Source organism: Alcaligenes sp. 1735tsa3 (assembly GCF_024134565.1).
In the GTDB taxonomy this organism is placed as follows: domain Bacteria; phylum Pseudomonadota; class Gammaproteobacteria; order Burkholderiales; family Burkholderiaceae_B; genus Alcaligenes; species Alcaligenes phenolicus.
Genome location: NZ_CP099862.1, coordinates 2125114 through 2150672, shown reverse-complemented (window position 1 = coordinate 2150672; position 25559 = coordinate 2125114). Strand labels below are relative to the sequence as shown.

24 protein-coding genes are annotated in these 25559 nt (G+C 55.8%); 12 read left to right on the top strand and 12 right to left on the bottom strand.

Annotated features, from left to right (window positions below; genetic code table 11):
* Window positions 1-43: 43 nt before the first annotated feature.
* The 7 genes from NIZ92_RS09915 (at window position 44) to NIZ92_RS09885 (ending at window position 7404) form a co-directional block, all read left to right on the top strand.
* The gene (locus NIZ92_RS09915; RefSeq protein WP_081055306.1) at window positions 44-718 is read left to right on the top strand and encodes an ankyrin repeat domain-containing protein; all 675 of its coding nucleotides are present in this window, start codon (window positions 44-46) and stop codon (window positions 716-718) included.
* A 54-nt stretch (window positions 719-772) separates the two neighbouring features.
* Window positions 773-1990, top strand: a complete 1218-nt coding sequence (locus NIZ92_RS09910) for a cyanate transporter (RefSeq protein WP_254001841.1) — start codon at window positions 773-775, stop codon at window positions 1988-1990.
* Window positions 1991-2147: 157 nt separating this feature from the next.
* A complete protein-coding gene (locus NIZ92_RS09905; RefSeq protein ID WP_254001840.1) occupies window positions 2148-3671 on the top strand; it encodes an FAD-dependent monooxygenase in 1524 nt (507 codons plus the stop codon).
* Complete coding sequence (locus NIZ92_RS09900; RefSeq protein ID WP_254001839.1) at window positions 3664-5142, top strand: aldehyde dehydrogenase family protein; 1479 nt, start codon at window positions 3664-3666, stop codon at window positions 5140-5142. The genes NIZ92_RS09905 and NIZ92_RS09900 overlap by 8 nt, the downstream gene beginning before the upstream one ends.
* Window positions 5120-5521, top strand: coding sequence for a RidA family protein (locus tag NIZ92_RS09895; protein ID WP_035271572.1), 402 nt, complete (start codon window positions 5120-5122; stop codon window positions 5519-5521). Before NIZ92_RS09900 ends, NIZ92_RS09895 begins: the two co-directional genes overlap by 23 nt.
* A gap of 74 nt (window positions 5522-5595) precedes the next feature.
* Complete coding sequence (locus NIZ92_RS09890; protein ID WP_035271570.1) at window positions 5596-6369, top strand: aldolase; 774 nt, start codon at window positions 5596-5598, stop codon at window positions 6367-6369.
* 147 nt (window positions 6370-6516) lie between these two features.
* Window positions 6517-7404 (top strand): helix-turn-helix domain-containing protein, encoded by an 888-nt coding sequence (locus NIZ92_RS09885; RefSeq protein ID WP_254001838.1) that lies wholly within the window; start codon window positions 6517-6519, stop codon window positions 7402-7404.
* Between the two features lie 47 nt (window positions 7405-7451).
* On the opposite strand, the gene NIZ92_RS09880 is transcribed toward NIZ92_RS09885, so the two are convergent.
* On the bottom strand, window positions 7452-7790 hold the full coding sequence (locus NIZ92_RS09880; protein ID WP_254001837.1) for a c-type cytochrome: 339 nt from the start codon (window positions 7788-7790) through the stop codon (window positions 7452-7454).
* 250 nt (window positions 7791-8040) lie between these two features.
* On the opposite strand from NIZ92_RS09880, the gene NIZ92_RS09875 reads away from it, so the two are divergent.
* Together NIZ92_RS09875 and NIZ92_RS09870 are read left to right on the top strand one after the other, a co-directional pair.
* Window positions 8041-8466, top strand: coding sequence for a universal stress protein (locus NIZ92_RS09875; RefSeq protein WP_026482567.1), 426 nt, complete (start codon window positions 8041-8043; stop codon window positions 8464-8466).
* A gap of 175 nt (window positions 8467-8641) precedes the next feature.
* The gene (locus NIZ92_RS09870) at window positions 8642-9430 is read left to right on the top strand and encodes a class I SAM-dependent methyltransferase (protein ID WP_254001836.1); all 789 of its coding nucleotides are present in this window, start codon (window positions 8642-8644) and stop codon (window positions 9428-9430) included.
* Between the two features lie 4 nt (window positions 9431-9434).
* On the opposite strand, the gene NIZ92_RS09865 is transcribed toward NIZ92_RS09870, so the two are convergent.
* The 5 genes from NIZ92_RS09865 to NIZ92_RS09845 form a co-directional block, all read right to left on the bottom strand.
* Window positions 9435-10616 carry a PQQ-dependent sugar dehydrogenase gene (locus NIZ92_RS09865; protein WP_254001835.1) on the bottom strand — a complete coding sequence of 394 codons (1182 nt, stop codon included), beginning with the start codon at window positions 10614-10616 and terminating at the stop codon, window positions 9435-9437.
* Window positions 10617-10744: 128 nt separating this feature from the next.
* On the bottom strand, window positions 10745-12142 hold the full coding sequence (gene fumC, locus NIZ92_RS09860; protein WP_026482570.1) for a class II fumarate hydratase: 1398 nt from the start codon (window positions 12140-12142) through the stop codon (window positions 10745-10747).
* Window positions 12143-12192: 50 nt separating this feature from the next.
* On the bottom strand, window positions 12193-13236 hold the full coding sequence (locus NIZ92_RS09855) for a type I glyceraldehyde-3-phosphate dehydrogenase (RefSeq protein ID WP_035271566.1): 1044 nt from the start codon (window positions 13234-13236) through the stop codon (window positions 12193-12195).
* A 12-nt stretch (window positions 13237-13248) separates the two neighbouring features.
* Complete coding sequence (locus NIZ92_RS09850) at window positions 13249-14037, bottom strand: SDR family oxidoreductase (RefSeq protein ID WP_063690253.1); 789 nt, start codon at window positions 14035-14037, stop codon at window positions 13249-13251.
* 3 nt (window positions 14038-14040) lie between these two features.
* The gene (locus NIZ92_RS09845) at window positions 14041-15012 is read right to left on the bottom strand and encodes a D-2-hydroxyacid dehydrogenase (protein ID WP_247966809.1); all 972 of its coding nucleotides are present in this window, start codon (window positions 15010-15012) and stop codon (window positions 14041-14043) included.
* 154 nt (window positions 15013-15166) lie between these two features.
* On the opposite strand from NIZ92_RS09845, the gene NIZ92_RS09840 reads away from it, so the two are divergent.
* Together NIZ92_RS09840 and NIZ92_RS09835 are read left to right on the top strand one after the other, a co-directional pair.
* A complete protein-coding gene (locus NIZ92_RS09840) occupies window positions 15167-17077 on the top strand; it encodes a S9 family peptidase (RefSeq protein ID WP_254001834.1) in 1911 nt (636 codons plus the stop codon).
* Window positions 17078-17137: 60 nt separating this feature from the next.
* Window positions 17138-17752, top strand: coding sequence for a glutathione S-transferase family protein (locus tag NIZ92_RS09835; RefSeq protein ID WP_060185070.1), 615 nt, complete (start codon window positions 17138-17140; stop codon window positions 17750-17752).
* A 245-nt stretch (window positions 17753-17997) separates the two neighbouring features.
* On the opposite strand, the gene NIZ92_RS09830 is transcribed toward NIZ92_RS09835, so the two are convergent.
* From NIZ92_RS09830 to proC, 6 genes are all read right to left on the bottom strand, one after another.
* Window positions 17998-18699 carry an ABC transporter ATP-binding protein gene (locus NIZ92_RS09830; RefSeq protein WP_009453966.1) on the bottom strand — a complete coding sequence of 234 codons (702 nt, stop codon included), beginning with the start codon at window positions 18697-18699 and terminating at the stop codon, window positions 17998-18000.
* A complete protein-coding gene (gene livG / locus NIZ92_RS09825; protein ID WP_254001833.1) occupies window positions 18700-19464 on the bottom strand; it encodes a high-affinity branched-chain amino acid ABC transporter ATP-binding protein LivG in 765 nt (254 codons plus the stop codon).
* Entirely contained in the window at window positions 19461-20684 is a 1224-nt protein-coding gene (locus tag NIZ92_RS09820; RefSeq protein ID WP_021446595.1) for a high-affinity branched-chain amino acid ABC transporter permease LivM, read from the bottom strand. The genes livG and NIZ92_RS09820 overlap by 4 nt, the downstream gene beginning before the upstream one ends.
* The gene (gene livH, locus NIZ92_RS09815) at window positions 20684-21613 is read right to left on the bottom strand and encodes a high-affinity branched-chain amino acid ABC transporter permease LivH (RefSeq protein WP_009453959.1); all 930 of its coding nucleotides are present in this window, start codon (window positions 21611-21613) and stop codon (window positions 20684-20686) included. The genes NIZ92_RS09820 and livH overlap by 1 nt, the downstream gene beginning before the upstream one ends.
* Before the next feature lie 104 nt (window positions 21614-21717).
* Window positions 21718-22839 carry a high-affinity branched-chain amino acid ABC transporter substrate-binding protein gene (locus NIZ92_RS09810; RefSeq protein WP_285804233.1) on the bottom strand — a complete coding sequence of 374 codons (1122 nt, stop codon included), beginning with the start codon at window positions 22837-22839 and terminating at the stop codon, window positions 21718-21720.
* Window positions 22840-23174: 335 nt separating this feature from the next.
* Window positions 23175-24026, bottom strand: coding sequence for a pyrroline-5-carboxylate reductase (gene proC, locus NIZ92_RS09805; RefSeq protein WP_115633650.1), 852 nt, complete (start codon window positions 24024-24026; stop codon window positions 23175-23177).
* A gap of 166 nt (window positions 24027-24192) precedes the next feature.
* Between proC and ugpB the strand changes: the two genes are divergently transcribed.
* Window positions 24193-25500 carry a sn-glycerol-3-phosphate ABC transporter substrate-binding protein UgpB gene (ugpB, locus tag NIZ92_RS09800; protein WP_009453953.1) on the top strand — a complete coding sequence of 436 codons (1308 nt, stop codon included), beginning with the start codon at window positions 24193-24195 and terminating at the stop codon, window positions 25498-25500.
* Window positions 25501-25559: the final 59 nt, after the last annotated feature.

The window sequence follows — 25559 nt, the reverse complement described above, 5'->3', positions numbered from 1 at the left end:
ACGTTTGGTCCTGTGGGGCCAATGCCATGACGGGGGGAAGCGCATGAAAGTAGTACTGCAAAGCTTGCTGGCTGGAATGGTGATGAGTTTGGCCTTGGGGAGTGGCAGTGTGTGGTCACAAACAGTATTGCTGGAAGCGGTAGAGCAAGGCGATAGCGCCAAAGTGCGCGAGATTCTTTCAGAAAAGCGGGCTCGCGCCAGCGTCAGTGTCAGCGACGATCAAGGGCAAAGCCCCTTGTTACGTGCAACCTGGTTAAACCATATTGATATTGCCCGGCAGTTGATACGTGCCGGTGCGGATGTCAATCAGGCCGACTCCATTCACGACAGCCCTTACTTGGTCGCGGGTGCACAAGGTCGTCTGGAAATCCTGCGCATGACTCTGGAGAACGGAGCCGATCTGCGTAGCGTGAACCGCTATGGTGGTACGGCGCTGATTCCAGCGGCTGAGCACGGTTATGTCGATGTTGTGCGCCTTTTACTGGCGGCGGGGGTCGACCCTAACCATGTGAATTACTTGGGCTGGACTGCCTTGCATGAGGCGATTGTGCTCTCTGATGGCGGGCCGGACCACCAGGAAGTGCTGCGTTTGCTGATCAAGGCCGGAGCGGATGTGAATCTGCCGGATCGTCAGGGAGTGCGTCCCTTGAGCCTGGCTCGCCAGCGTAGCCAGACTGAGATGGCCGAGATTCTGGAACAGGCTGGCGCGAATCCTTAAACGTCGCCGACTCGGCGGCTGCATTTTTCTTCTAATCACAACAATAACGATTTTATGTCTTCTACTCAGACTGCCCCGTCGTCGACGGGTGCTCAAGCCAGCCCAGCTTTGTGGCTGGCTTTCGTCATTCTGGTCGGCTTGAACCTGCGTCCTTTTCTGACCTCCAGCGGCACCTTGGCACGACAGGTGGCCCAAGGGTTGAACATGCCCTTGAGCAGCCTGGCCTGGCTGACTTTGCTGCCCATGATGGTGATGGGACTGGGCGCTTTCTGCATGCCCTCCTTGCGGCGCGTCCTGGCACTGCGCCATGTCTTGATTACATCCTTGCTCTTGCTGTGTCTGGGCTGTGTGCTGCGCTGGTTTGTGCCTAATGGGGCCAGCCTGATTGCAACAGCGCTGATCTGTGGTTTGGGCGTGTCCTTGCTGCAAGCGGGGATGCCCGGTTTGATCAAGGAACAGTTTCCGCGCCATATCGCTCAGGTCACCGGGGTTTACTCCGCGACCTTGATGGGTGGGGGTGCTTTGGGTGCGCAGATTACGCCGTGGGTCAGCTCCTTGACGGACAGCTGGCGTATCGCGCTGGCTTTCTGGGCCTTGCCGATCAGCGTGGCCTTGTGGATTGCCTGGAAAGTGGTGCCGCGTGAAGCTCCGGGCGCGAATTTGTCGCCTCCGTCCTTGTCCTTGCTGGCTCGTCCTCGCACCTGGACCTTGATTGTGTGTTTTGGCCTGATCAATGGCGGCTATGCCTCTTTGGTGACCTGGCTGGCGACGTTCTATCAAGACCGGGGCTGGACGGCTGAAGCCAGCGGTAGCCTGGTGGCGGTCCTGTCGGTGGCACAAGCCATTGCCGCCTTTGGCTTGCCTACCTTGGCGGCCAAGAATAAAGATCGCCGCATGTGGGTATGGCTGGCGCTGGCGTGTCAGTTCGTGGGCTTCCTGGCCTTTGCCTATATTCCCGATATGGCCCCCTATCTGTGGGCGATTATTATCGGCATCGGCTTGGGCGGCTGCTTTTCCTTGCTGCTGTTGGTGGCTCTGGACCACTTTCCAGATGCAGCCCGTGCCGGGACCTTGAGTGCCTTGATGCAAGGCGGTGGCTTTCCGATTGCCGCCCTCTTTCCCATGATCAGCGTACAGTTGCGTGAAATGAGTAATGGCTTTCAGGCAGGCTGGATGTTGCATGCGGCAATGGCGGTATTGGTGGCCATCATGGCCTGGAGCTTTCAGCCTGTGCGGTACGCCCAAAAGATGAAGCGAAATGAGGCATCCTGAGTAGCAGCTCGTATCGGTAGAAATAGCCTGGCTTTGTGACAAGCCAGGTTTTTTTTGGCCGTTTCAGGCTAGAACTCGTCCGTTATGCGCATCCCGACGGACAGCCTTTCCTCAACAATGATGTCTCCACGATTACATAAAAAACGAGGAGACATCAGTGGAACATCAAGTCATTATTTCGGGCGCCGGCCCGGTTGGCTGCTGGTTGGCCTGCGAGTTACAGCTTGCGGGTGTGCAGACCTTGCTGATTGAACAAACGGCCACTATCAGTCCTCAATCTCGGGCTCTGACGATTCATCCGCGAACCATTGAAGTCTTTGCCATGCGTGGCGCACACCACGAGATGCTGGCGCAGGCGGTGCGTATTCCTAGCGGACATTTTGCCGTCTTTGAGCATCGTCTGGACTTCAAGCAGTTGGACACTCGCTTTGACTATACGCTGGCTATTCCCCAGGCGCGCATTACCGCTATCTTGCAGGAGCGTGCGCGCTCCTTGGGCGCGGATATCCGCCGGTCCGAGAAAGTATGCCGCTTTGAACAGAACCCGGAGGGGGTCTCGGTTTGGATTGAAAACAGCCAGCTAGAGCAGTATGTCGCTACAGCGCAATGGCTGGTGGGCTGCGATGGGACGCGCAGCACAGTGCGTCAACAGGCCGGGATTGCGTTTCCTGGAACAGATGCCACGGTCTTGGGCTGGCTGGGAGACGCCATGCTGACCGACCCGCCCGAGGGCGTCATGATTGGTGAGTGGGGGCTGAATGGGACGGCCATGGTGGCGAAGTTGCCGGACGGCCAGCATCGTTTGGTCGGGCTGTCGCCGGACGACGTGAATCGTTCATGGCCGGGTGATTTGCCTTTGGAAGAGCTACGCGAAAAAGTCCGGGCCGTCTTTGGAACCGATTTTGGATTGCACAGTCCGTCCTGGCTGTCTCGCTATAGCAATACCAGCCGCCAGGCCGAGAGCTACCGTAAAAATCGGGTTTTCTTGGCGGGTGACGCCGCCCACCAGCATATGCCAGCCGGGGGTGTGGGGCTGAATATCGGGATTCAGGATGCCATGAATCTGGGCTGGAAGCTGGCTGCCGTGATCAATGGCTGGATGCCGCACTCTTTGCTTGATAGCTACCATCAGGAGCGTTACCCCGTTGGCCAGGATTTGCTGGAGCACACCCAGGCACAGACTGCCTTGATGAGCTGTTTCTCTGTTGAGGGTATGGAATTACGTTCCTTTTTGAACAAGCTCATCAAGCAGTCCCCTGCTTTGGAGAAAACATTGGCCGAGAGGCTGTCTGGCCTGAGTGTGCTGTATCCATCAACCGTGCCGGGTGACCATGCCTTGGTGGGGCGGCGTGCAGCGGATCAGGATCTGGTTGGCGGACAAAGTCTTTTTGGCCTCCTGGAACAGGGGCACTACGTGATGCTGGAGGTGAGTGGGCATGACAACGATGAGCTGGAATGCCCGGAGGGCCTGAAGGCTGTGTTGTATCGGAGCTCGCTGGCCGTTCGCAGTGAGGGTTGGGAGCACGTGACTGCTGTGCTGATTCGGCCTGATGGCTATATCGCCTGGGCCAGCAATGAGCAAGACGCCACTCGCCTGCGTTTGGCAATGCGACACGCTTTAACGCCTTTTCAGACTGCGTCTCATGCGCTGGAAACCACCGAGAGGCTGGCCGATGAATAGTCAAACATCCACGTTCAGAATGTTGATTGACGGTGCCTTGGTGGATGGCGAACAAACCATGGCTGTCATCAACCCCAGTACGGGGCAGCCTTTTGCTCATAGTCCACGAGCCTCGCTCCGGCAAATGGAACAGGCAATTAACGCGGCCAGCCGCAGTTTTCCTGCTTGGTCCCGGAGCACCATGCAGACACGGCGCGCCCTGATTTTGAGGATTGCCGATCTTATTGAGGAACACTGCCTGGAATTGGCGCATCTCCTGACCCAGGAACAAGGCAAACCCGTGCGGGATGCTCAGGCTGAAGTGCAAGGCACTGCCGCGTTTTTTCGGTATGTCGCTCAGTGCCGCATAGAGACGCAGACCTTGGAAGAGAGCACGAACAGACACGCTTATCTGCAACGCCAGCCTTTGGGCGTAGTGGCCGTGATTACGCCCTGGAATTTCCCCTTGATGCTGTTGGCCTTCAAAGTGCCTCACGCCTTGTTGGCCGGTAATACGGTGGTTATCAAACCGGCGGCGACCACGCCGCTGACCACCTTGAAACTGGGTGAGCTTATTGTCGATGCCTTGCCTGCGGGGGTTGTGAACATCGTCACGGATCATAACGATCTGGGTGATGCGCTGAGCAGCCACCCTCAGGTCGCCAAGATTTCTTTTACCGGCTCTACCGCAACTGGTTACAAGGTCATGGCTAATGCAGCCAAATCCTTGAAACGCTTGACCTTGGAACTAGGAGGCAATGACCCCGGGATTGTGCTTGATGATGCTGACCCCAAGCAGATCGCCCCCGGTATTGTGCGAGCCGCTTTCTTTAACAGTGGGCAGGCCTGCATCGCCTTGAAACGTCTCTATGTTCCTGATTCGCTCTACGAGGCCTTGAGTCATGAGCTATGGAGTCATTGTCAGCGCCTGGTACTGGGAGATGGTCTGGATTCACAGACAACGCTGGGACCCTTGCAGAACCAGCAGCAGTTTCAGAAGGTGAAGTCCCTCCTGGAGGACGCCCGACAGCATGGGCGGGTTCTAAGTGCGGGTACGGTGCCGGAGGGGGCCGGTTATTTTCTGCCCCCTACTCTGGTGCTGGACATTGAAGACGGTACTCGTCTGGTGGATGAGGAGCAGTTTGGCCCGGTCTTGCCTGTTATTCGCTACAGCAACGTGGAGCAAGCGATTGCCATGGCTAATCGCAGCCCTTTTGGCCTGGGTGCCTCGGTATGGGCGTCCGATCTGGAGCGAGCCAGAGGAGTGGCCGATCAGTTGCAAGCGGGTACGGTTTGGATCAATCAGCACATTGACTTGGGGCCGCATATCCCTCAGTGCGGCAGTAAGCAGTCAGGCTTTGGCATTGAATTGGGCGCGGAGGGGCTGCTGGAGTTTACCCAGGCCAAGGTTATCAATATCAATCCGGGCCTGGGCATAGCAGCCCAAGACCCGCAAAAGGAGCATATGAATGCAGAACAAACAAGCAATTAACCCTGACAATTTGCCCAAGCTGCCTGGGGTGGTGTCTCACGGCATTGTTCTGAATAAGGCTGGTTTGGTCTATACCTCGGGACAGCTATCCTGGGATGAAAATGGCCATTTGGTAGCCGGTGATCTCTTTGCCCAGTTCGAGCGTGCCTACAGCAATATCGATATCGTGCTCCAGGCTGCAGGTACCTGCCGTTCCGAGGTGATCAGCGAGACGATCTATATCGTTGGTGATTGCACTGAACATACAGCGCAGCTGGTTCAAGCCTTGACTCAGGCAAGGCCGGCAGGCTCCATCCCGCCAACCAGTACGCTTGTGGGCGTGCAGTCGCTGTTTGCCGAGGGGTTTTTGGTGGAAGTTCAGGTGGTGGCAACGATTTAAGGTGCATGGTTTGACCGGCTGCCTGTCACGGGTAGCCGTCCTGCTATTTTGGCCTGTACAACAAGATATGGACTATGAAAATTCAAGAGAAAAATCAGATTGCCGCCCAGGTGAACCAGGAAATGGGAGAGTTGAATACCGGCTCATGGACTCAGCGGGAGAAGTTGGCCCTGGCGTGTCGCATTCTTTTTGATGAGGGGCATTGGCGCGGTTTGGCGGGGCAAATTACGGCTCGCTTGTCACCGGATAGCACGGATATGTTGACGCTGGGTTTTGGGATTGGCTTTGACGAAGCTTGTGCCAGTTCCTTGGTGCAGGTCGATCAACAGCTACAGCCTCGGGGACGGAGCGCCATGCCCAATCCTGGGGTACGTTTTCATGCCTGGATTTATGCCAATCGCCCTGATGTTCAAGCGATTGTCCATACACATCCGCCGGCATGTGCTGCTTTATCCATGACGGGAGAGCCATTGGCCGTGGCTCATATGGACGCCACTCCTCTTTTCGAAAACTGTGCGTTTCTTCCGGATTGGCCTGGCTTGCCCATTGGGGATGAAGAGGGGCAGATCATTTCGCAAGCAATGGGCAACCGACATGCCATTTTGCTGGCCCATCATGGTTTGTTGACGGCTGGACGCAGTATTGAGGAAGCGTGCCTGTTAGCGGTGTGGATGGAGCACGCGGCACAAATGCAATTGAACGCCAGGGCCATGGGTACCATCAGGCACATTAAGCCAGAGCTGGCACGAGAGTCTCGGGATTTCTTGCTTAAACCCAAGGTATTGGCGCTGAGCTTTGCAAATTTTGCGCGGCGCGTGCTACGGGCAGACGGCGGCGTGCTCTTGTAGGCACAAGATTCGACTTTATTTTGGCCGGAATGCGATAGAAACTGGCTGTTAGCCGCAATTTTGCAGCCCAGCGCTGTGTTACGGTATTTTTTTCGGCTTTTTTAAGGGCGTAGCTTCAGCTGTTTCAAGCACGCCTGCGACCCTTGAATGAAAGATGCCATTGTTACTGTCCAGGCCTATCTGGATCAGGTCGCTTTACCTGTGACGGGGTTACAGGTAGAGCTGGCCTTTGTGGGAGACACTGAGCCTCACAAGCATCGCAAACACCAGCTACTGTACGTTCTGAAAGGATTCATGTCTGTACAGACCGAACAAGGGGTGTGGGCGGTGCCCCCTCAGTGCGCGATCTGGATACCGGCTGATGTGATGCATTTTGCTCGAGCTACCCAGCAAGCCAGTATCGCGAATCTGTACATTGAGGCTCAGCCCCCTGCCCATCTGGAGGCATGTGGGATTCTGTTCACCCGTCCCTTGTTGCGGGAGTTGATTCTGAGACTGGTACAGTCTGGCGAGCACCTGCCGGGGAGCGAGCTGCGCCATGCTCGTTTGATCGCGGTGCTGATGGATGAATTGGCCCTGAGTCCTCAAAAATCCCTGCATTTACCCATGCCTGGGGACCGTCGTTTGAAAAGGCTGATCGATCATTTGGCACAAAACCCCGGCCTGAAGTTGAGCATGGAGCAATGGGGGGCATTGATTGGAGTCAGTACGCGTACCTTGGGACGGCTATTTTTACGCGAAACAGGCATGTCTTTTGGGCGCTGGCTGCAACAATGGGATAGTTCCATTGCCCTGCAGAAACTGGCGAACGGAACATCGGTGACCGCAACCGCTCAAGATTTGGGCTATGAAAGCTTGAGTGCCTTTATCACCATGTTTCGTCGTACGGTGGGTACCACCCCTGCCCGCTTTTTTGCTCAGACCCAAACCTTGCCTGTCGAGTCGAACGAGCAGCCGTGCATTCATATGGATGGGCGTGTTGAAGATGTTTTTTCTAAAATCCATGTCCCGATGGCACAGATGAACAGCCAATAAAAACGGCCATCCCTGGATGACCGTTTCCCATTGTGTAAACACACTGCTTACTGTTTTGGCGCACCCGCCATGATCCAATCCACCACCGCCTTGATGTCGGCATCAGAAATGGCTGCATTCGCAGGCATGGGCAGCGGTCCATAGACGCCCTTGCTGCCTTGACGGATATGCTGGGCAATGACTTCAGCGTTGGCTGGATCGTCCTTGCGCATGTTGGCTATGTCCTTATAGGCGGGACCGACCACTTTTCTGTCTACGGTATGACAGGACAAACAAGCATTTCTGGTCAGCACATCCTTGACCGAGTCAAAGCCGGCTTCGGCTGCCTGGGCGCTGAAACCGGCACTGAACAAGGTCGTACAGACCAGTAGCTGCTTCAAGCTCATGAGGGATATCTCCTAAGAAAAACGGGCACAAGGAATGGTGGGAAGAAGGGATGTGGCGCTTGTTTTTTTCCGCACATAAACGGGGTGATGTGGCATCCACACCGAGATCATACGGTTATGATAGAACAGCCTTTAGCAAATAGCGGTGGGGCTTGATACTGATCAAGCTGGTCTGCGCGCTTATTCTGTAATGTCCTAGTAGAAGTTATTGCTTCATACTTAAACAGTTCACACACTACAAGAGGTCTTCATGCTTAATGTTCTCGTTCCTGTCGATGGGTCTGATGCTTCCACTCGTGCTTTGAAAACCGCCGTGGACATCCTAACGGGCAAACCAGAAGCCACTTTGCACGTGCTGGCTGTTCCTACTCCGATCGTGTCGGGTAACGTCAAACGCTTTTTCTCGGAAGATGTGCTGCAGGCTTACTACCAGGACGAAGGCAGCAATGCGCTCCTGCCTGCTCGTTCCGTGCTCGCCGGCTCTCCCCTGAAAATCAAGGAAAGCATTATTGCCGGTAATGCCGCCCAAACGATCAAAGACTATGTAGAGAAGAACCAGATCGATCACATTGTGATGGGTACGCGCGGCCTGAGCGCCCTGCCCGGCCTGGTTCTGGGTTCGGTCACGACCAAGGTGCTGAGCCTGGTGAATGTGCCAGTAACCTTGATCAAGTAATTGAGCTGACTGTTCAGTCTGTACAGGCCGTCCTTGAGACGGCCTTTTTTATAGTCTTAAACCGAGGATTGGCGTTCTCTTTAGAGCTTGAGGGTATAAAAAAATCGCCAGTTCGCCGCCGGGCAAGATAGGGCTGTGTTTCAATACAGTGATAGTGACTATAAAAGAACTACTTATGTCAGATCCCTCTTTACTCGATCACAATGCCCGCGCCTGGGACAAACAAGCGCAAACAGAAAGCCCCTGGTCCTTGCCTGTCAGCAGCGAGCAGGTTGAACAAGCCCGTCGCGGGCAATGGCAAGTGCATTTGCTGCCCTCGCCTGTTCCTGCGGATTGGTTAGGTGATGTTCAAGGCAAATCCGTTCTGTGCCTGGCCAGTGCGGGTGGGCAGCAAGCCCCCATTCTGGCCGCTGCCGGGGCCTCGGTAACGGTATTTGATCTGTCGGCCGGACAGCTGGATAAAGACCGTATGGTGGCCGAGCGTGATGGCTTGTCCTTGCAGATCGAACAAGGTGATATGTGCGATTTGTCGCGCTTTGGGACCGAGAGTTTTGATCTGATCTTGCACCCGGTCTCTAACCAGTATGTGCCTGATATCAGCCTGGTCTGGAAAGAATGCGCTCGTGTTCTGCGTCCGGGTGGGCATTTGCTGTCCAGCTTCTTTAATCCGGCTGTGTTTATTGCGGATCGAGATCCTAGTTACGCCCAGCAAGGTTTGATTCGCCCCAAATTCACGGTGCCTTACTCGGATTTGAGCAGCCTGGACGCCGAAGCACGGCAAGCTAAGCGGGCACGCATGGAGCCTTTGATTTTTGGGCACTCCTTGGCGCAGCAGATTGGCGGGCAGCTGGAAGCGGGTTTGTATCTGGTCGATTACATCGAAGAAATGCACCCCGCCCCACGCTTTGAGATCGAGAAATACCTGCCCAGTTTTATTGCGACGCGCAGTCGCAAACCTGTTTAAAGCTTCAGGACTTGGGCTGAATGCGCAGTAGCTGGCCGTTGCTTTCGTCGGTCAGCACATAAACATCGCCATCCGGCCCGACACGCACATCTCGGATACGCTGCTTCAAGTCTTGCAGCAAGCGCTCTTCACCGACGATGTGGCCGTCCTCTTCGTCAAATTCCAGACGAATCAAGGCTTGTTCTTTCAAGGCACCTACAAACAGGCTGTGCTGCCAGTCCGGGACGCGTTCGTTGTTATAGAAAGCCATGCCGCTGATGGCGGGCGAGACTGACCAGTAGTGGAAAGGCTCGGTCAGCCCCTCAAGCGGTGTGGGGCTGGCGGTGGGAATGGGTTTGCCGTCATAGCCTTGCCCTTCGGTACGCAAGGGCCAGCCATAGTTGGCGCCGGCTTGAATCCGGTTCAGTTCATCGCCGCCTTGCGGGCCATGTTCAGCCACCCACAACTCGTTTGTCCAAGGGTTCCAGGCCATGCCTTGCGGGTTGCGGTGGCCATAGCTCCAGATTTCCGCTCTGGCACCACGTTGACTGCGGAAAGGATTGTCGCGCGGCACAATGCCATCCGGGCGGATACGCACGACTTTACCTTGCAGGTGATCCAGTTGCTGAGCCGTGGCCGGCTGATTGTTCTCGCCCAGGGCGATATACAGGTCTCGTCCACCGGGATCAAAGGCCATGCGCACACCATAGTGCTGCCCCGTGGACAAGGCAGGCTCCTGACGGAAAATCGGGCGGAAGGCGTCGATGCGTTTCAAGTCCGACGACAGCACGCCATAACCGACGGTGGTGGCCGAGTTCTGTTTGTCGCGGCGCTCGGCATAAGCCAGATAAATACGGCGGCTACGGAAAAAATCCGGGGCCAGAGCCACATCCAGCAAACCACCCTGGGATTGCGCATGGACTTTAGGCACACCGGCAATCGGTTCGGACAAACCGCTTTCTTGAGTCCAAACACGCAGGCGGCCTGGGCGTTCGGTAATCAGAATGCCGGCATTATTGGGCAAAAATGCCATGGCCCAAGGGTGTTCCAGCCCACTGACCAGGGGCTCGACCGAGATAGCCGGTCCGCTGATGGCAGGAACAGGTTCAGATTGTGCCTGGGCCGATACTGAGGCCGTGGCTACGGCCAGGCCCAGCACGGTGGCTGCAAATGCAGAGGACAAACTGAAGGTTTTCTTTATACGCATAAGGCAGTGAAAGGCAGATAGGTGGGATGGGACACTCCCCTACTCTTTCATAGGGACAAATGGCTACGCTGTTTACGTATTCGCCCCATTGAAGGGGCGAATACGCTCAAGCACAAGCGAGGCTGAATTTAGCCTGGGTGGGTCATATCCAGTGGCACAATCCACTGATCGTACTGCTCGTTAGTCAGATAGCCGGATTTCAGGGCGGACTCACGCAGGGTCAGGCCTTCCTTGTGGGCTGTCTTGGCGATGTAGGCGGCCTTGTCGTAGCCGATGTGACGGTTCAGGGCGGTGACCAGCATCAGGTTCTGGTCCAGATTGTGCTGGATCTTTTCCATGACAGGCTCCAGACCTTGAGCGCAATGCTCGTCAAAAGCCAGGCATGCGTCGCTGATCAGGGCAATGCTTTCCAGCACATTGTGCACCATCACAGGTTTGTAGACGTTCAACTGGAAATTGCCCTGGCTGCCGGCAAAGCCCACCGCCGCGTCGTTACCGTACACCTGCACGGCCACCATGGTCAGCGCTTCGCACTGAGTGGGGTTGACCTTGCCGGGCATGATGGAGGAGCCGGGCTCGTTCTCGGGAATTTGCAGCTCGCCAATCCCGCAGCGGGGGCCGCTGGCCAGCCAACGCACGTCGTTGGCCATCTTCATCAAGGCACCGGCCAAGGTGCGCAAGGAAGCAGACAGGTTCACCAGTGCGTCGTGAGCCGACAGTGCGAAGAACTTGTTTTCAGCCGCCTGAAATGGCAAGCCTGTGATCTTGGCAATATGGGCTGCTGTGCGTTCGCCAAACTGAGGGTGGGCGTTCAGACCCGTACCCACGGCGGTGCCACCAATCGCCAGTTGGTAGATACCGTCCAGAGCCTTGTCCACGGTTTGCAGGCCGAAATCAATCTGCGCCACCCAGGCACCAATTTCCTGGCCCAGCGTGATGGGGGTGGCATCTTGCAAGTGGGTACGGCCGGTTTTCACAATGCTGTTGAATTGTTTGGCTTTGGCGGCCAGAGTGTCGCGCAACTGGCCTACGTCTTTGCGCAGGCGGCGCTGACATTCCAGACCCACGGCAATGTACATGGCGGTGGGAAAGGTATCGTTGGAGGATTGGCCGCGGTTCACGTGGTCATTCGGGTGGACGGGCTTTTTGCTGCCCTTCTCGCCACCAGCCAGTTCAATGGCGCGGTTGGAGATCACCTCGTTCACGTTCATATTGCTTTGTGTACCAGAACCGGTCTGGAACACAACCAAGGGGAACTCGGTATCCCACTGGCCCGCAATTACTTCATCAGCCGCTTTGACAATCAGCTGGGCCAGCTCGTCGGGCAATTCGCCCAGTTCCTGGTTGGCCAAGGCTGTGGATTTTTTCAGGATGCCCAGCGACTCGATCATGCTGCGGCCCCACTGGAAGCGGTCACGGCCAATTGGGAAGTTCTGGATCGAGCGCTGTGTCTGCGCGCCCCAATAGTGGTCGGCGGGAACCTCAATGGTTCCCATGGAATCCTGTTCAATACGTGTCGTACTCATCATGGCTCCTGTAAGAATTCGGAAGACAGTTCAGTTTGAAGATGGGGTGTTCACGGCTGGCGCAAGAAGCGCGCAGCCCACACACAGGCAATGTCAAGCATGCGGTTGGAAAACCCCCATTCGTTGTCAAACCAGACCAGCATATTGACCAGCCCATCCCCATTGGTTCGGGTTTGCGAGCCGTCCACGACTGCAGAGTGTGGATTGTGATTGAAGTCGATCGAGGCATGGGCCTGATCGGAGTAGTCCAGAATACCAGGCCATTGCTGCGCCGCTTTCTGGAACAACTGGTTGATTTCATCCCGGCTGGTGTCTCGTTCCAGGTTGACCATCAGATCAATGGCCGACACGTTCAAGATAGGGACGCGTATGGATTTGGCCTGAACTTTGCCTTTTAGCTGCGGTAACAGCCGCTCTACGCCAGTTGCCAGCCCGGTAGAGACTGGAATCATGGATTGTAAGGCGGAACGGGTGCGGGCCAGATCGCTGCTATGGTAGCCGTCGATCATGGGTTGATCGTTCATGACCGAGTGCAGCGTGCTTAAAAAGGCGTGGCGTATGCCGAAGGTCTTATCCAGTTCAGCCAGAACCGGAATGATGGCATTGGTGGTGCAGGAGGCGTTGGAGACAATCCGTTCGTCGCCTTGCAACTGTTCATGGTTAATACCCAGCACAGCGGTGAAATCCACGTCCTGGGCACTATTGCCGGGATTGGATACCAGCACACGCGGGCAACCGGCGTCCAAAAATTGCTGCAGCTGGGCTCGACTGCCAAAGGCACCACTGCATTCGATCAGCATGTCCAGATCCAGCGCCGCCCAGTCTATGGATTTCGGGTCGATTTCATGCAGCACCCGGATGGCCTTATCCCCCACAATCAGCTCGTGCTCGTTGTGCTCTACCTGGGCCGGAAATACGCCGTGGGTCGAATCGAAGCGCGTCAGATACGCCATGGTGGCTATGGTGGCGGGCTCGTTAATGACCACGACATCAAATTCCTGGCGTCGTGGGGATTCGTAAATGGCGCGCAGCAGGCAACGGCCTATGCGGCCATAGCCATTGATCGCGATGCGGATGGGACGAGGTAGCGGCATGGTCAGGAACAATCAGAAAGTAATGGAGAATCCGCCGTCTACAACCACGATATGGCCATTGACATAGGAAGCAGCCGGAGAGGCCAGAAACACAGCGGCAGCGCGGATTTCGTCCGGCTTGGCCCAGCGTCCCAAAGGGTTGCGGCCAACCACTAAAGGACCTTTGACGGGGTCTTGAGCCAGGGCGGCATTGGTTTCCGTGGCAAAGGTACCGGGGGCGATGCCATTGCTGGTAATGCCCTGCCCGCCAAATTCTACGGCCAGTGCTCGTACCATGCCGGCCAGACCCTGCTTGGCAACCGGGTAAATAGCGTCGCCTGGGCGAGCCAGCGGGCCTGCAATGGAGGTCAAGGTCACAATACGGCCGTGCCGGGTCTGAGCCTCGAGCATGGCTTGGGCCGCGTACTTGGACAGTTTCAGCGTAGCCAGCAGGTCTACATTCAGCAAATGCTCCACATCGTCCCAATCGGCATCCTGCAAGCGGCTGCGTAGTCGCACGCCCACATTGTTCACCAGAATATCGGGAGTGCCGACGCGTTGGCACAGGGCTTGATAGGAGTCTGGCAAGGAGTCCAGGTCGGCCAGATCATGTTCCCAGGTATCCACCTGGGCACCGCCAGCTGCAAGCTCGTTGGCAAGAGGCAGAAGTTTGCTGGCCTTACGACCATGCAAAATCACATGGGCGCCATGGGCGGCGTAGGCACGGGCGATTTCCAGGCCCAGACCGGCGGACGAGCCGGTCACCAGCGCACAGCGACCAGCGAGGGAGAAATTGGCTTGGTAGGAGCTTAAATCAGTCATTATTTACAGCGTATGGCGTGCTTGGCCGCGGTGGAAAGCAACAATGTTTTCGATCAACTGGTTTGCCAGGGCCTGCATGGCCTCCTGACTGGCCCAGCCTATATGCGGCGTCAAAATGTAATTGGGTAAGTCTAACAAGCGCATCAGGATATGGTCAGCGGGTGGCGGCTCGGGCGTGCAAACATCAATGCCTGCACCACCCAGCCAGCCCTGCCGCAAGGCGTGCTCCAGTGCCTGATTGTCGATCAGCCCGCCACGGGCGGTATTGATCAGCAAGGGGCGGCGTGCGGCCATACGCTCGAACTCGGCCATGCCCAGCATGTTTTGTGTTTCAGCAGTCAGGGGGCAATGCAGGGAGAGGACGTCGGCTTGCTCCAGCACTTGCTCAAAGGGCAAGCGGTCATCCGCATTGCTGACGATGGTCTGGCCACGGCGTTGAGCAAAGATGACTTTCATGCCCAGGGCTCGCCCCATGGTGGCGACGGCCTGCCCCAGAGAGCCAGAGCCAATCAGCCCTAAGGTGGAGCCTGCCAGATCACGGATGGGATAGTCGAAATAACAGAACTGCTGGGCTTCTTGCCAGCGGCCTTCCTTGACGGACTGGCGGTAGGCGCAGATATTGCGGCGCAAGGCAAAGATCAGCGCAAAAACGTGCTCCGGAACACTGCGCACGGCGTAGTCGCGGATATTGCTGACCACAATGCCGCGTTCACGGGCGGCATCCAGATCAATATTGTCGCTACCCGTGGCGGCCAATGCGATCATTTTCAAGTTGGGCGCGGCCTGCAAATGCTCGCGGCGGAGTGCCACTTTATTGCTGATGACAATGTCGGCATCGGCAATACGTTCTGCCACTTGATCGGGAGCGGTACGTCCGTAAACTTGCAGTTCATGCTTAAAGGGAACCTGCGGCAGCTCTACGCTGTCTGACAGTGTTTCCCTATCCAGAAAAACGATACGAGTCAAAGAAGTCATGCCTGTCCTTGTCCTTGAGCTGCCCCTGGCATTCTGGCCCTATTTTCAGAGGGTTCTTGCCTTTGCTTGGGACCATCATCCGATATAGTAATGGGATTGATACAGGCTTGTCCCTGGTCTCACCCTCATAACCCTGTTTTATAGGTTATTGCTTATGCTCTTGTCCCTCTTGCTCTCTTTGGGCGCCCACGCCCTGATACCGGATAACGTCGCGAGCACCACTCCCCCACTGTACGACATTCGGGACTTCTTTCAGAATCCCAAGCGTAGCGGTTTCCGGATTTCGGATCAGGGGCGCATGATCGGCTTTATGGAGCCCGTCAAGATCGACGGCTACCCCGCCCGTCAGAATATCTTTGTGCAAGAGTTAAAAGGCAGTGAGCCTGTGGGCGAGGCTCGCCGCGTCACTGCCGAACATCAGCGCGATATTGCCGAGTACTTCTGGAAAGGCGATGAAACCGTTATTTATGCCAAGGACGTCAATGGCGATGAGAACTATCACGTTCTGGCGGTGAACGTGCTGACTGGCAAAGTCACGGACCTGACGCCGCTGGAAGGGGTACGTGCCGGGGTGCAGGACGATTTGCCGGACGACCCGGAGCATATTCTGGTGTCGCACAACGGCCGTAATCCGGAAGTATTCGACGTCTACAAGGTCAATGTCCTGACCGGTGAAAGCACATTGGCGGCCGAGAACCCCGGTGATGTACTGGGCTGGAGCACAGACCACCAAGGTCGGGTGCGCATGGCGATTTCGATCTCGGGCGTGGATTCCGAACTGCGTTATCGCGACAGCGATTCCGAGCCGTTCCGCAGCATTTTGCAAACGGACTTCCGCACGGAAGTCAGCCCCCTCTTTTTTCATGCCGACAATCAGCGCTTCTACGCCTTGAGCAACCGTGGTCGCGACACCTTGGCCTTGGTCTTGATTAACCCTGCCAAGCCGGATGAAGAAGAAAAAATCTACGAATTACCCGATCACGATCTGATGGGAGCTGGCTATTCTCGCCTGCGTCAGGTGTTGACTTCGGTGGATTATTACACCGACAAACCCGGTCAGCATTTCTTTGACGAGCACAGCGAGAAAATCCACGCTGCCATCGCCCGCCAATTGCCGGGCTACGAGATCAGCATTCAGTCCATCACACGCGATGAAAAGAAAATGATTGTGGCCAGCTACAGCGATCGCAATCCAGGTTCACGCTACCTTTACGATGTGGACAGCAATAGCTTGCACAAACTGGCTGTAATCAACAGTGCCTTGCCTGAAAGCGATATGGCGGTCATGCACCCTATCGAATTTACGGCACGTGACGGCATGAAGATTCACGGCTACCTGAGCCTGCCTTTGGGTGTCCCCAGCCGTAATCTGCCTGTGGTCATCAACCCGCACGGCGGCCCGTGGGCGCGTGATTACTGGGGCTTTAACCCCGAGGTGCAGTTCCTGGCCAACCGTGGCTACGCCGTCTTGCAAATCAACTTCCGTAGTTCGACCGGTTATGGACGCAAGTTCTGGGAAGCGGGTTTCAAGCAATGGGGCCTGAGCATGCAGGACGACATTACCGATGGCGTTCAGTGGCTGATCGATCAAAAGATTGCTGACCCCAAGCGCATTGCCATTTACGGTGCCAGTTACGGTGGATACGCGACCTTGGCCGGTATCGTGAAAACCCCGGACTTGTACGCCGCAGCAGTGGACTATGTGGGCGTGTCCAACTTGCTGACCTTCATGAATACCATCCCGCCGTACTGGAAGCCTTTGCTGGTGAAAATGCACGCTATGGTAGGTGATCCGGAAAAGGATAAAGAGCTGCTGGAAGCCAACTCCCCCGTTTTACATGCCGACAAGATCCGCACTCCCTTATTTATCGCCCAGGGCGCACACGACCCACGGGTGAACAAGGCAGAAAGTGATCAGATGGTTGCCGCTTTGAAAGCGCGTGGTGTGGATGTGGAGTACATGGTCAAGGATAACGAAGGCCACGGCTTCCATAACGACGAGAACAAGTTCGAGTTTTACGAGCGTATGGAGCGCTTCCTGGCTCGCCACCTGCAGCCTCGATGATTTTGGAGTGGCGCGACATGCTCGCGCCATTTGTTTATCGCACTTTTGGAAAGAGAACTTATGAAACTGTATTACATGACTGGTGCTTGTCCTTTGGTGACCCGCATTGCATTGGAGTGGATAGGCAAGCCGTTTGAATCCCAGCGCGTCAGCCGCGACGAGCTGCAGCAAGAAGAATTTCTGAAACTGAACCCGAACGGCGCTGTGCCTGTTCTGGTCGATGGTGATCTGGTTCTGACACAAAGCATCGCCATTCTGGAATACCTGAACGAGAAGAACCCGCAAGCCAATTTGATTGGCAGCACCATCGAACAACGCTTTGAAGCCCGCCGTTGGCTGGCCTTCCTGAACGCCGAAATCCACCGTAACGTGGGCGTGGTGTTCGGTACGCATCGCTACGCGGATCAGGAAGCGACCCAGGCCGAAGTCAAGGCCAAGACCGCTGCCTTGCTGACCAAGCAACTGGGCGTGATCGACAAGCACCTGGAAGGCAAAGAAACCTTGTCGGGCTCCTTGTCCGTGGCTGATGCTTACCTGTACGTGGTACTGCGCTGGGCTGCTCTGATGAAGCTGGACCTGTCGGGCATGAAGAACCTGAACGCCTTCTTTGCTCGCATGGAGCAGAACGAAGGTGTGAAGGCGGCACTGCGCGGCGAAGGCTTGTTGAAGGATTAAGTCGTTTCGCAACTAGCGATATAAGTTTTCAGGGGATGCTGTCGTGTTCTGCTCCCCTGAAGCGTACGGCAAGCATATCGATAGCTTTTAGTTCTGGTGCGAATGGCCTTGTTCTGACTTGTCACCCGAATAAAAAAACCTGAATCCAGCAAAAGCTGCGATTCAGGTTTTTTTCAAGCACGTAAATTAAAGCGTGCTTTAAATCGATGACGCTCTACCGCTTTGAGGCTGCATTCGCTGGCTGTCTAAGCCCCCAAATACGCCTTCCGAATATCCGGATTCGCCAGCAGATTGGCGCCGGTATCCTGCATCACTACCTTGCCGGTTTCCAGCACATAGCCACGGTCTGCGACTTGCAGGGCCTTGTTGGCGTTCTGCTCTACCAGAAACACCGTCACGCCTTCATCGCGAATGGTACGGATGATGTCAAAGATCTGGGCGATGATCAGCGGGGCCAGGCCCAAGGTAGGTTCGTCCAGCAGCAGCAAGGACGGTTTGCTCATCAGTGCGCGACCGATGGCCAGCATTTGCTGCTCACCACCTGACATGGTTCCTGCTCGTTGCGCAGCGCGTTCTTTCAGGCGGGGGAACAGTTTGTAGACGTGCTCCTCTCCTTCGTCGATCTCGCTGCGGTTCAGAAAGAAACCGCCCATCTTCAGGTTTTCCGACACGGTCAGGTCTGGAAAGACGCGACGGCCTTCAGGAGAGATGGCGATGCCTTTGCGCATGATGCGGTGCGTATCGGCGTGGGTGATGTCCTCGCCCATGAAGCTGATGCTGCCCGAGCTGGCTCGGGGCGAGCCGCAAACGGTCATGAGCAAGGTGGTTTTGCCAGCGCCGTTCGCGCCAATCAGGGTGACGATCTCGCCCTGATTCACGTCCACGCTAACTTGATCCAGCGCCTGAATAGCGCCGTAATGGGTAGATACGGAGTCCAGCTTCAGCACTTATTCTTCCCCCAGATAGGCTTTGATGACGCGCGGATCATTGCGCACTTCTTCAGGCAGGCCGGTGGCAATGGGTTTGCCATATTCCATAACCAGGATCCGGTCTGATACGCCCATAACCAGGCTCATATCGTGCTCGATCAGCAGGACGGCCACGCCAAATTCGCGGCGCAGTTGGTCGATCAGGGCTTGCAGATCGCGTTTTTCTTGGGGATTCAGGCCCGCCGCAGGTTCGTCCAGCATCAGCAAGCGCGGCTGGGTGATCATGCAACGTGCAATTTCCAGGCGGCGCTGGTGGCCGTAGGCCAGGTTGCCCGCTTCACGGTTGGCCATATCGGTCAGGCCCATGAAGTCCAGCCATGTCACCGCACGCTCTTTAGCTTCCTTTTCGGATTGCTTGTAGCGTGACAGGTTCAGCAGACCGGACAAAAAGCCGGCCTTGAGCTGGCTGTGCTGGGCAACCAGCAGGTTCTCCAGCACCGTCAGCTTCTTGAACAGACGCACGTTCTGGAAGGTACGTACCAGGCCTTTTTGTGCCACTTTGTGGCTGGACAGGCCGTGGATGGGTTGGTCTTCCAGGGTGACAGAACCGGAAGTGGGCTTGTAAAAGCCGCCTATGCAGTTAAATACCGTCGTTTTCCCGGCGCCGTTGGGGCCGATGATGGCAAACACTTCGTCTTTAGCCACATCGAAACTGACGGAATCCACCGCCAGCAAGCCACCAAAACGCATCGACAGATCGGATACTCGGAGTAATGGGCTCATGTACGCAACTCCACATGAGGACGTTGCACAGGCAGCAGGCCCTGTGGACGCCAAACCATCATGGCCACCATGACCAGACCAAAAATCAACATCCGATACTCCGCGAACTCTCGGGCCAATTCAGGGACCACTGTCAGCACAATAGCAGCCAGAATGACGCCGATTTGTGAACCCATACCACCCAGCACCACGATGGCCAGGATCAAGGCGGATTCAATAAAGGTGAAGGACTCCGGGTTGACCAGACCCTGACGGGCGGCAAAGAAAGCACCACCAAAACCGGCAAACATGGCGCCCATGGTAAAGGCGGACAGTTTGATGGAAGTGGGGTTCAGGCCCAGCGAGCGGCAAGCAATCTCGTCCTCGCGCAGGGCTTCCCAGGCACGGCCAATAGGCATGCGCACCACACGGCTGGAGACCAGCAAGGTGATCAGGGCCAAAGCCAGGGCCATCAAGTACAGATACACCACCACGTCCTGGTTGCTGAAGGTCCAGCCCATCAGGTCGTGGAAGGTGGTCTGCCCTTCCGGTGCACGGCGTGCCATGGGGAAACCGAATACGGTTGGCTTGGGGATACCGGAGATGCCATCCGGGCCGCCGGTCAGGTCATACATATTGATGAGCAAGAGGCGAATGATTTCACCAAAACCCAGGGTGACGATAGCCAGATAGTCGCCACGCAAGCGCAGCACGGGGAAACCCAGCAGAAAGCCGAACAGGGCCGCCATACCACCCGCTAATGGCAGTGCTTCCCAGAAGCCCCAGCCTGCGTAGTGATAGAGCAAGGCGTAAGTGTAGGCACCCACGGCGTAAAAGCCCACAAAACCCAGGTCCAGCAGGCCGGCAAAGCCCACCACGATATTCAGCCCCAGGCCCAGCATGATGTAGATCAGCACCAGGGTGGCAATATCCACCTGGGCACGCCCACCAAAAAAGGGCCAGACCACGGCACAAGCGATCACGATGTACAGCAGGATCTTCTTGTGCTGCATGCTCAGTTTGGGCAGCGTCCAGCGGCTTTCACGTATCTTGGTGCGATTGACGTTAGGACGGATCAGCTGGACCACAAAGACCAGTGCCATACCGATCAGAATGATCTGCCAATCGCTTTCCAGATGGGTGTTCATCCCGGCGCGCACAATTTGCAGGCCAAAGACGGGAGCCACAATAATGCCTGCCAAGACAGCGGCGATAAATGCATTGCTAAAGCGGTTCATCATCAGACTTTCTCCACCTCGGGTTTACCCAGCAGGCCCGTTGGGCGGAACAGCAGGATAAAGACCAACAGTAAAAAGGCCACGATGTCCTTGTACTGCGACGAAATAAAGGCAGCGGCAAAGGTTTCTGCCAGACCCAGCAGGACACCGCCCAGCATGGCGCCCGGGATGCTGCCAATACCGCCCAGCACGGCTGCCGTAAAGGCCTTGATACCGGCAATAAAGCCGATGAAGGGGTTCAGCTTGCCAATGGCGGTGGCAATCAGCACGCCGCCCACGGCAGCCAGCATGGCGCCGATGACAAAGGTAAAGGAGATGATTTTATTGGTGTCGATACCCAGCAGGTTGGCCATGCGCAAGTCTTGTGAACATGCACGCGAGGCGCGACCCAGACGCGAGTACTTGATGTAGAGGCTGAGCATGATCATCAGCACCACGGTCACGACGATAATCATGACGCGAGAGTAAGGCGCTGTGACGGTAAAGCCGTCTGCGCCCAGGCTGAACTGAAAGGAGCCGGACAGCAAGGTGGGCACTGCCATATCGCGTGCGCCCTGGCCCAGGGCAACCCAGTTCTGCAAGAAAATGGACATACCAATGGCCGAGATCAGCGGGACCAGCCGAGGGCTGCCACGCAGCGGCGCATAGGCAACTTTTTCAATCGCATAGCCGTAAACCGCGGTTACCAGGATGGCAACCAGCAACATGATAAGAATGATCAGCCAGATGGGCAGACCCGAGCCTACGCCAATCGCAGTCAGGGTTACCAGCCCGACATAGGCACCGATCATGTAGATCTCGCCGTGGGCAAAGTTAATCATTCCGATAATGCCATAGACCATTGTGTAGCCGATGGCGATCAGTGCATAAATAGCGCCCAAGGATAATCCATTGAACAGCTGCTGCACGATCTGAGGGAGTAAATCAGACATGCTTGTTTTTTTCCGTTGAGTCCGTCGTTTTGTTCTGAGGCTTTGTGGGCATCCAAAAGCAATGCCCCCGTTCTTCGTAAAGAGCGGGGGCACATAATCCAGTCTTATTTCTCAACTAGATCAAAGTTACCTTCTTTATCCCACTTGAAAACGGCAAATTCGAAATGCTTCAAATCACCCTTGGCGTCGTATTCTACCTTGCCAATGGCGGTATTGAACGCATTAGCGTGCATGTAGTCGGCTCCCTTGGCCGAATCTTCGCCTACCGCATTGATTGTATCGGCAATAATTTGCACGGCCGCGTAGGCCGGGAAGGTAAAGGCCCCGTTAGGATTGCGCTTGTATTTACTGAAGTTTTCCATCACATCCTTGTTGGCCGGCATCTTGGTGAAGTCGGTTGGCAAGGTCACCAGCAAACCTTCCACTGCCGGACCGGCAATGGCGACCAGGTCGCGGTTGGCAACGCCTTCCGGACCCATGAAGGTGTTGGTCATGCCTTGTTCACGCGCCTGACGCAGCAGCAGGCCCAGCTCGGCATGGTAACCACCGAAATAAATCAGATCGGGGTTCACGCCCTTGAGCTTGGTGATTACGGCCGAGTAATCACTGTCACCGACGTTAATGCCCTCGTACATGACAATATTCATGTTCTTTTTCTTGAGCGCATCGCGCACTTGCGTGGCAACCCCGGAGCCGTAAGTCTGCTTGTCGTGCAGGACGGCAATGCTCTTGGGCTTGAGGACGTCAGCAATGTAGTCGGCCGCAAAGGGGCCTTGCTGGTCGTCACGACCGATGGTGCGGAAAAAGTAATGGGGCTTGATAGTGTCGGTGACCAGAGGCGAGGTCGCACCGGGAGTAATCGCCACGATGCCTTCCTGCTCGTAAATGTTCACGGCAGGCACCGTAGTTCCCGAGCACGCGTGGGCTACGGCGAATTTCGCGCCGGAGTTGACCACACGGTTGGCTGCAGGCACAGCCTGTTTGGGTTCGCACGCATCGTCAATCAGGACGGCTTCCAGCTTTTTGCCTTTGACACCCCCTGCTGCGTTAATCGCGTCAATTGCGGTCAATGCACCGGCCTGGATTTGGTCACCATATTGGGTGGAGGGACCAGTCATGGGTTGAGGGATACCAATTTTGATGGTGTCCGCCGCATAGGCGGTGCCCATGGCCAGTACGGTGGCCAAGGCGGTCAGAGCGGGGGTAAAGCGTCGAGTAAAGGTCATAGCAGCTGTCTCCCGAGGCCGGGGGTTCCCGGCATTGCTTTTTAGAAAGTGCTTATTCTGGGGTCTGGATAGGCATTGTTATGCTCCAGGGGAACCCATTTTGGGGGAGCCGCCTAAAACTTGTCACTTCGTATAAGCCCTAGCCGCCCTGCTTATTTATTTTGAAAATAAAGAGGCATTGTTAACAGGGTGTTTCCAAAACCCGCTCGCATACTAAAAGCCTTGTTTATAAAAGAAAAGAGGAGCTCCCTTGAGAACTCCCCTGCTCTTTGTTTTACTGCTTTTTTATTGCGCTATATCAATTTTTGACGATGCTATAGGGAGTAATCCGGGGATCAGGAAAACTCTTGGGCCAGCTCTCCGGCACGCACTTTGGCAGCATTGACTGCTTTTTGGACCAGGGGTGTAAAGCCGCCTTCGTTAAAGATATTCAGGGCGGCTGCCGTAGTCCCCCCTTTGGAGGTGACGCGCTCGCGCAAGACCGAGGGTTCTTCCGGCGACAAGGTGGCCAACTGGGTCGCACCGTGCAGCGTTGCCAGGGACAGCTGGCGGGCCTGCTCGGGAGACAAACCTTGCTCGATACCGGCTTTGATCAAAGCTTCGATGAACAAAAACACGTAAGCTGGACCACTGCCTGAAACCGCCGTGACGGCATCAATGGCCGCATCATTTTCAACCCAGACCACTTCCCCCACGGATTTCAACAATTGCTGCGCAATGGCTTTATCGCTTTCATCCACTTGTTCCAGGGCCATCAGGCCGGTAATGCCACAACCAATAAAGGCCGGGGTATTGGGCATACAGCGGATTACACGCTGGTACGGCTGGCCGGGTTCGCCCAGCCATTGGGCCAGAGCGGTTGCCGGAATGCCAGCGGCCACGCTGATCACCAGGGTGTCCTCTTGCAGATAGGGTTTGCAGGCCAGTACGGTTTCTTTCATGACCTGGGGCTTGACGGCAAAAACCCAAATACGCTGCTTGGACAAGGCCGGGCCGGGTTCATACGCGGTTTGTACTCCCTGCTGGGCCCACGACTCCAGGGCGGGCGGGTAAATATCAATCGCCAAAACGTCCGAGCCGCCGCAGCGTTTCCCAATTAAACCAGCCGCCAAGGCACTGGCCATATTGCCCGCGCCGATAAACGCCAGCTTAAAAGAGGTATCGTGTGGATTCATCATCGCTCCCATTAAAAATCTGTCCTCTGACACGTTTTCTTAGCGTTTGAGGGTAATTAGTCATTGCTTATATAACGCTGTCATGGATACATTCACGAGAGCGTCATAAACAAGTCATAAGCTTGAGTTTTAAAACCTGCTACACCTTAGCGGCACCTTTTATACAGGAGAAAGCCTGATGCGAACAAAACTATTTGCTCTGTCTCTAGCCGGTCTGATTGCTTCTATCGGCACTGCGCAAGCGGCCACAGAAATTCAGTTCTGGCATTCAATGGAAGGAGCCTTGGGCGAACGGGTTAATGCATTAGTCAAAGACTTTAACGCATCTCAGTCGGACTACCAGGTTAAAGCCTCGTATAAAGGCAACTATGGCGAGTCCATGAACGCCGGTGTCGCCGCTTTCCGTGCCGGTAATGCCCCCGATATTTTGCAAGTATTCGAGGTGGGGACTGCCACCATGATGGCTGCCAAGGGCGCCATTCAGCCAGTTCAGGAAATGTCGGAAAAAGCGGGCAAACCTATCAACCCGGATGACTTTCTGGGTGCGGTTGCCGGCTACTACTCCTCCAACGAAGGCAAGCTGATTTCCATGCCTTTTAACAGCTCCACCCCGGTGCTGTACTACAACAAGGACGCCTTCAAGAAAGCTGGCCTGGATGCCGAGAAGCCGCCCAAGACCTGGCAGGAGCTGCACGAAGCCGCCAAGAAACTGCGTGAGTCCGGTCAAGAGTGTGGCTACACCTCTTCCTGGCCCTCCTGGATTCTGCTGGAGAACTTTGCTGCCTGGCACAACATCCCCTTTGCCAGCGAGAACAACGGCTTTGGCGGCCCCAGCGCTCGCCTGCAGCTGGATAACCCACTGTTCCTGAAGCACATGACTTTCCTGGCAAATATGTCCAAGGATGGTTCTTTCTCCTACGGCGGTCGTGGTGATACGGCCAACGCCCTGTTTACCAGCGGCAAGTGCGGCATGTTTACCGGCTCCAGCGGTAACCGCGCCAACATCATCAAGACCGGCGAATTTGAATTTGGCACCAGCAGCCTGCCCTACTACAGCGATGTACAAGGCGCGCCTCAGAACTCCATTATTGGTGGCGCTTCCCTGTGGGTTTTTGCCAAGAAGTCCGATGATGTCTACAAGGGCGTGACTGAATTCTTCCACTTCATCTCCAGCCCTGAGCAAGCCGCCGCCTGGCACCAGGACACCGGTTATGTGCCTGTGACCAAAGCGGGCTTTGAAAAGACCAAGGACTCCGATTTCTACGCCAAGAACGTGGGCGCAGATGTTGCCGTCAAACAGCTGGACGCCAGCACTACCGAGAACTCGCGTGGCATTCGTCTGGGTTCCTTGCCACAGATTCGTGACATCGAAGACGGTGTGATGGAGCAGATTTTTGCCGGCAAAGTCACCCCTGAAGAAGGTTTGAAAGCCATGCAAAGCCGTGGCAATGAACTGTTGGAGCGCTTTGAAAAGAGCGTGAAGTAAGCCGGACCCGCCTTGGGCGGGTGGTTTACAATCCAGCGTATGAGTGTGTGCGGACGGTG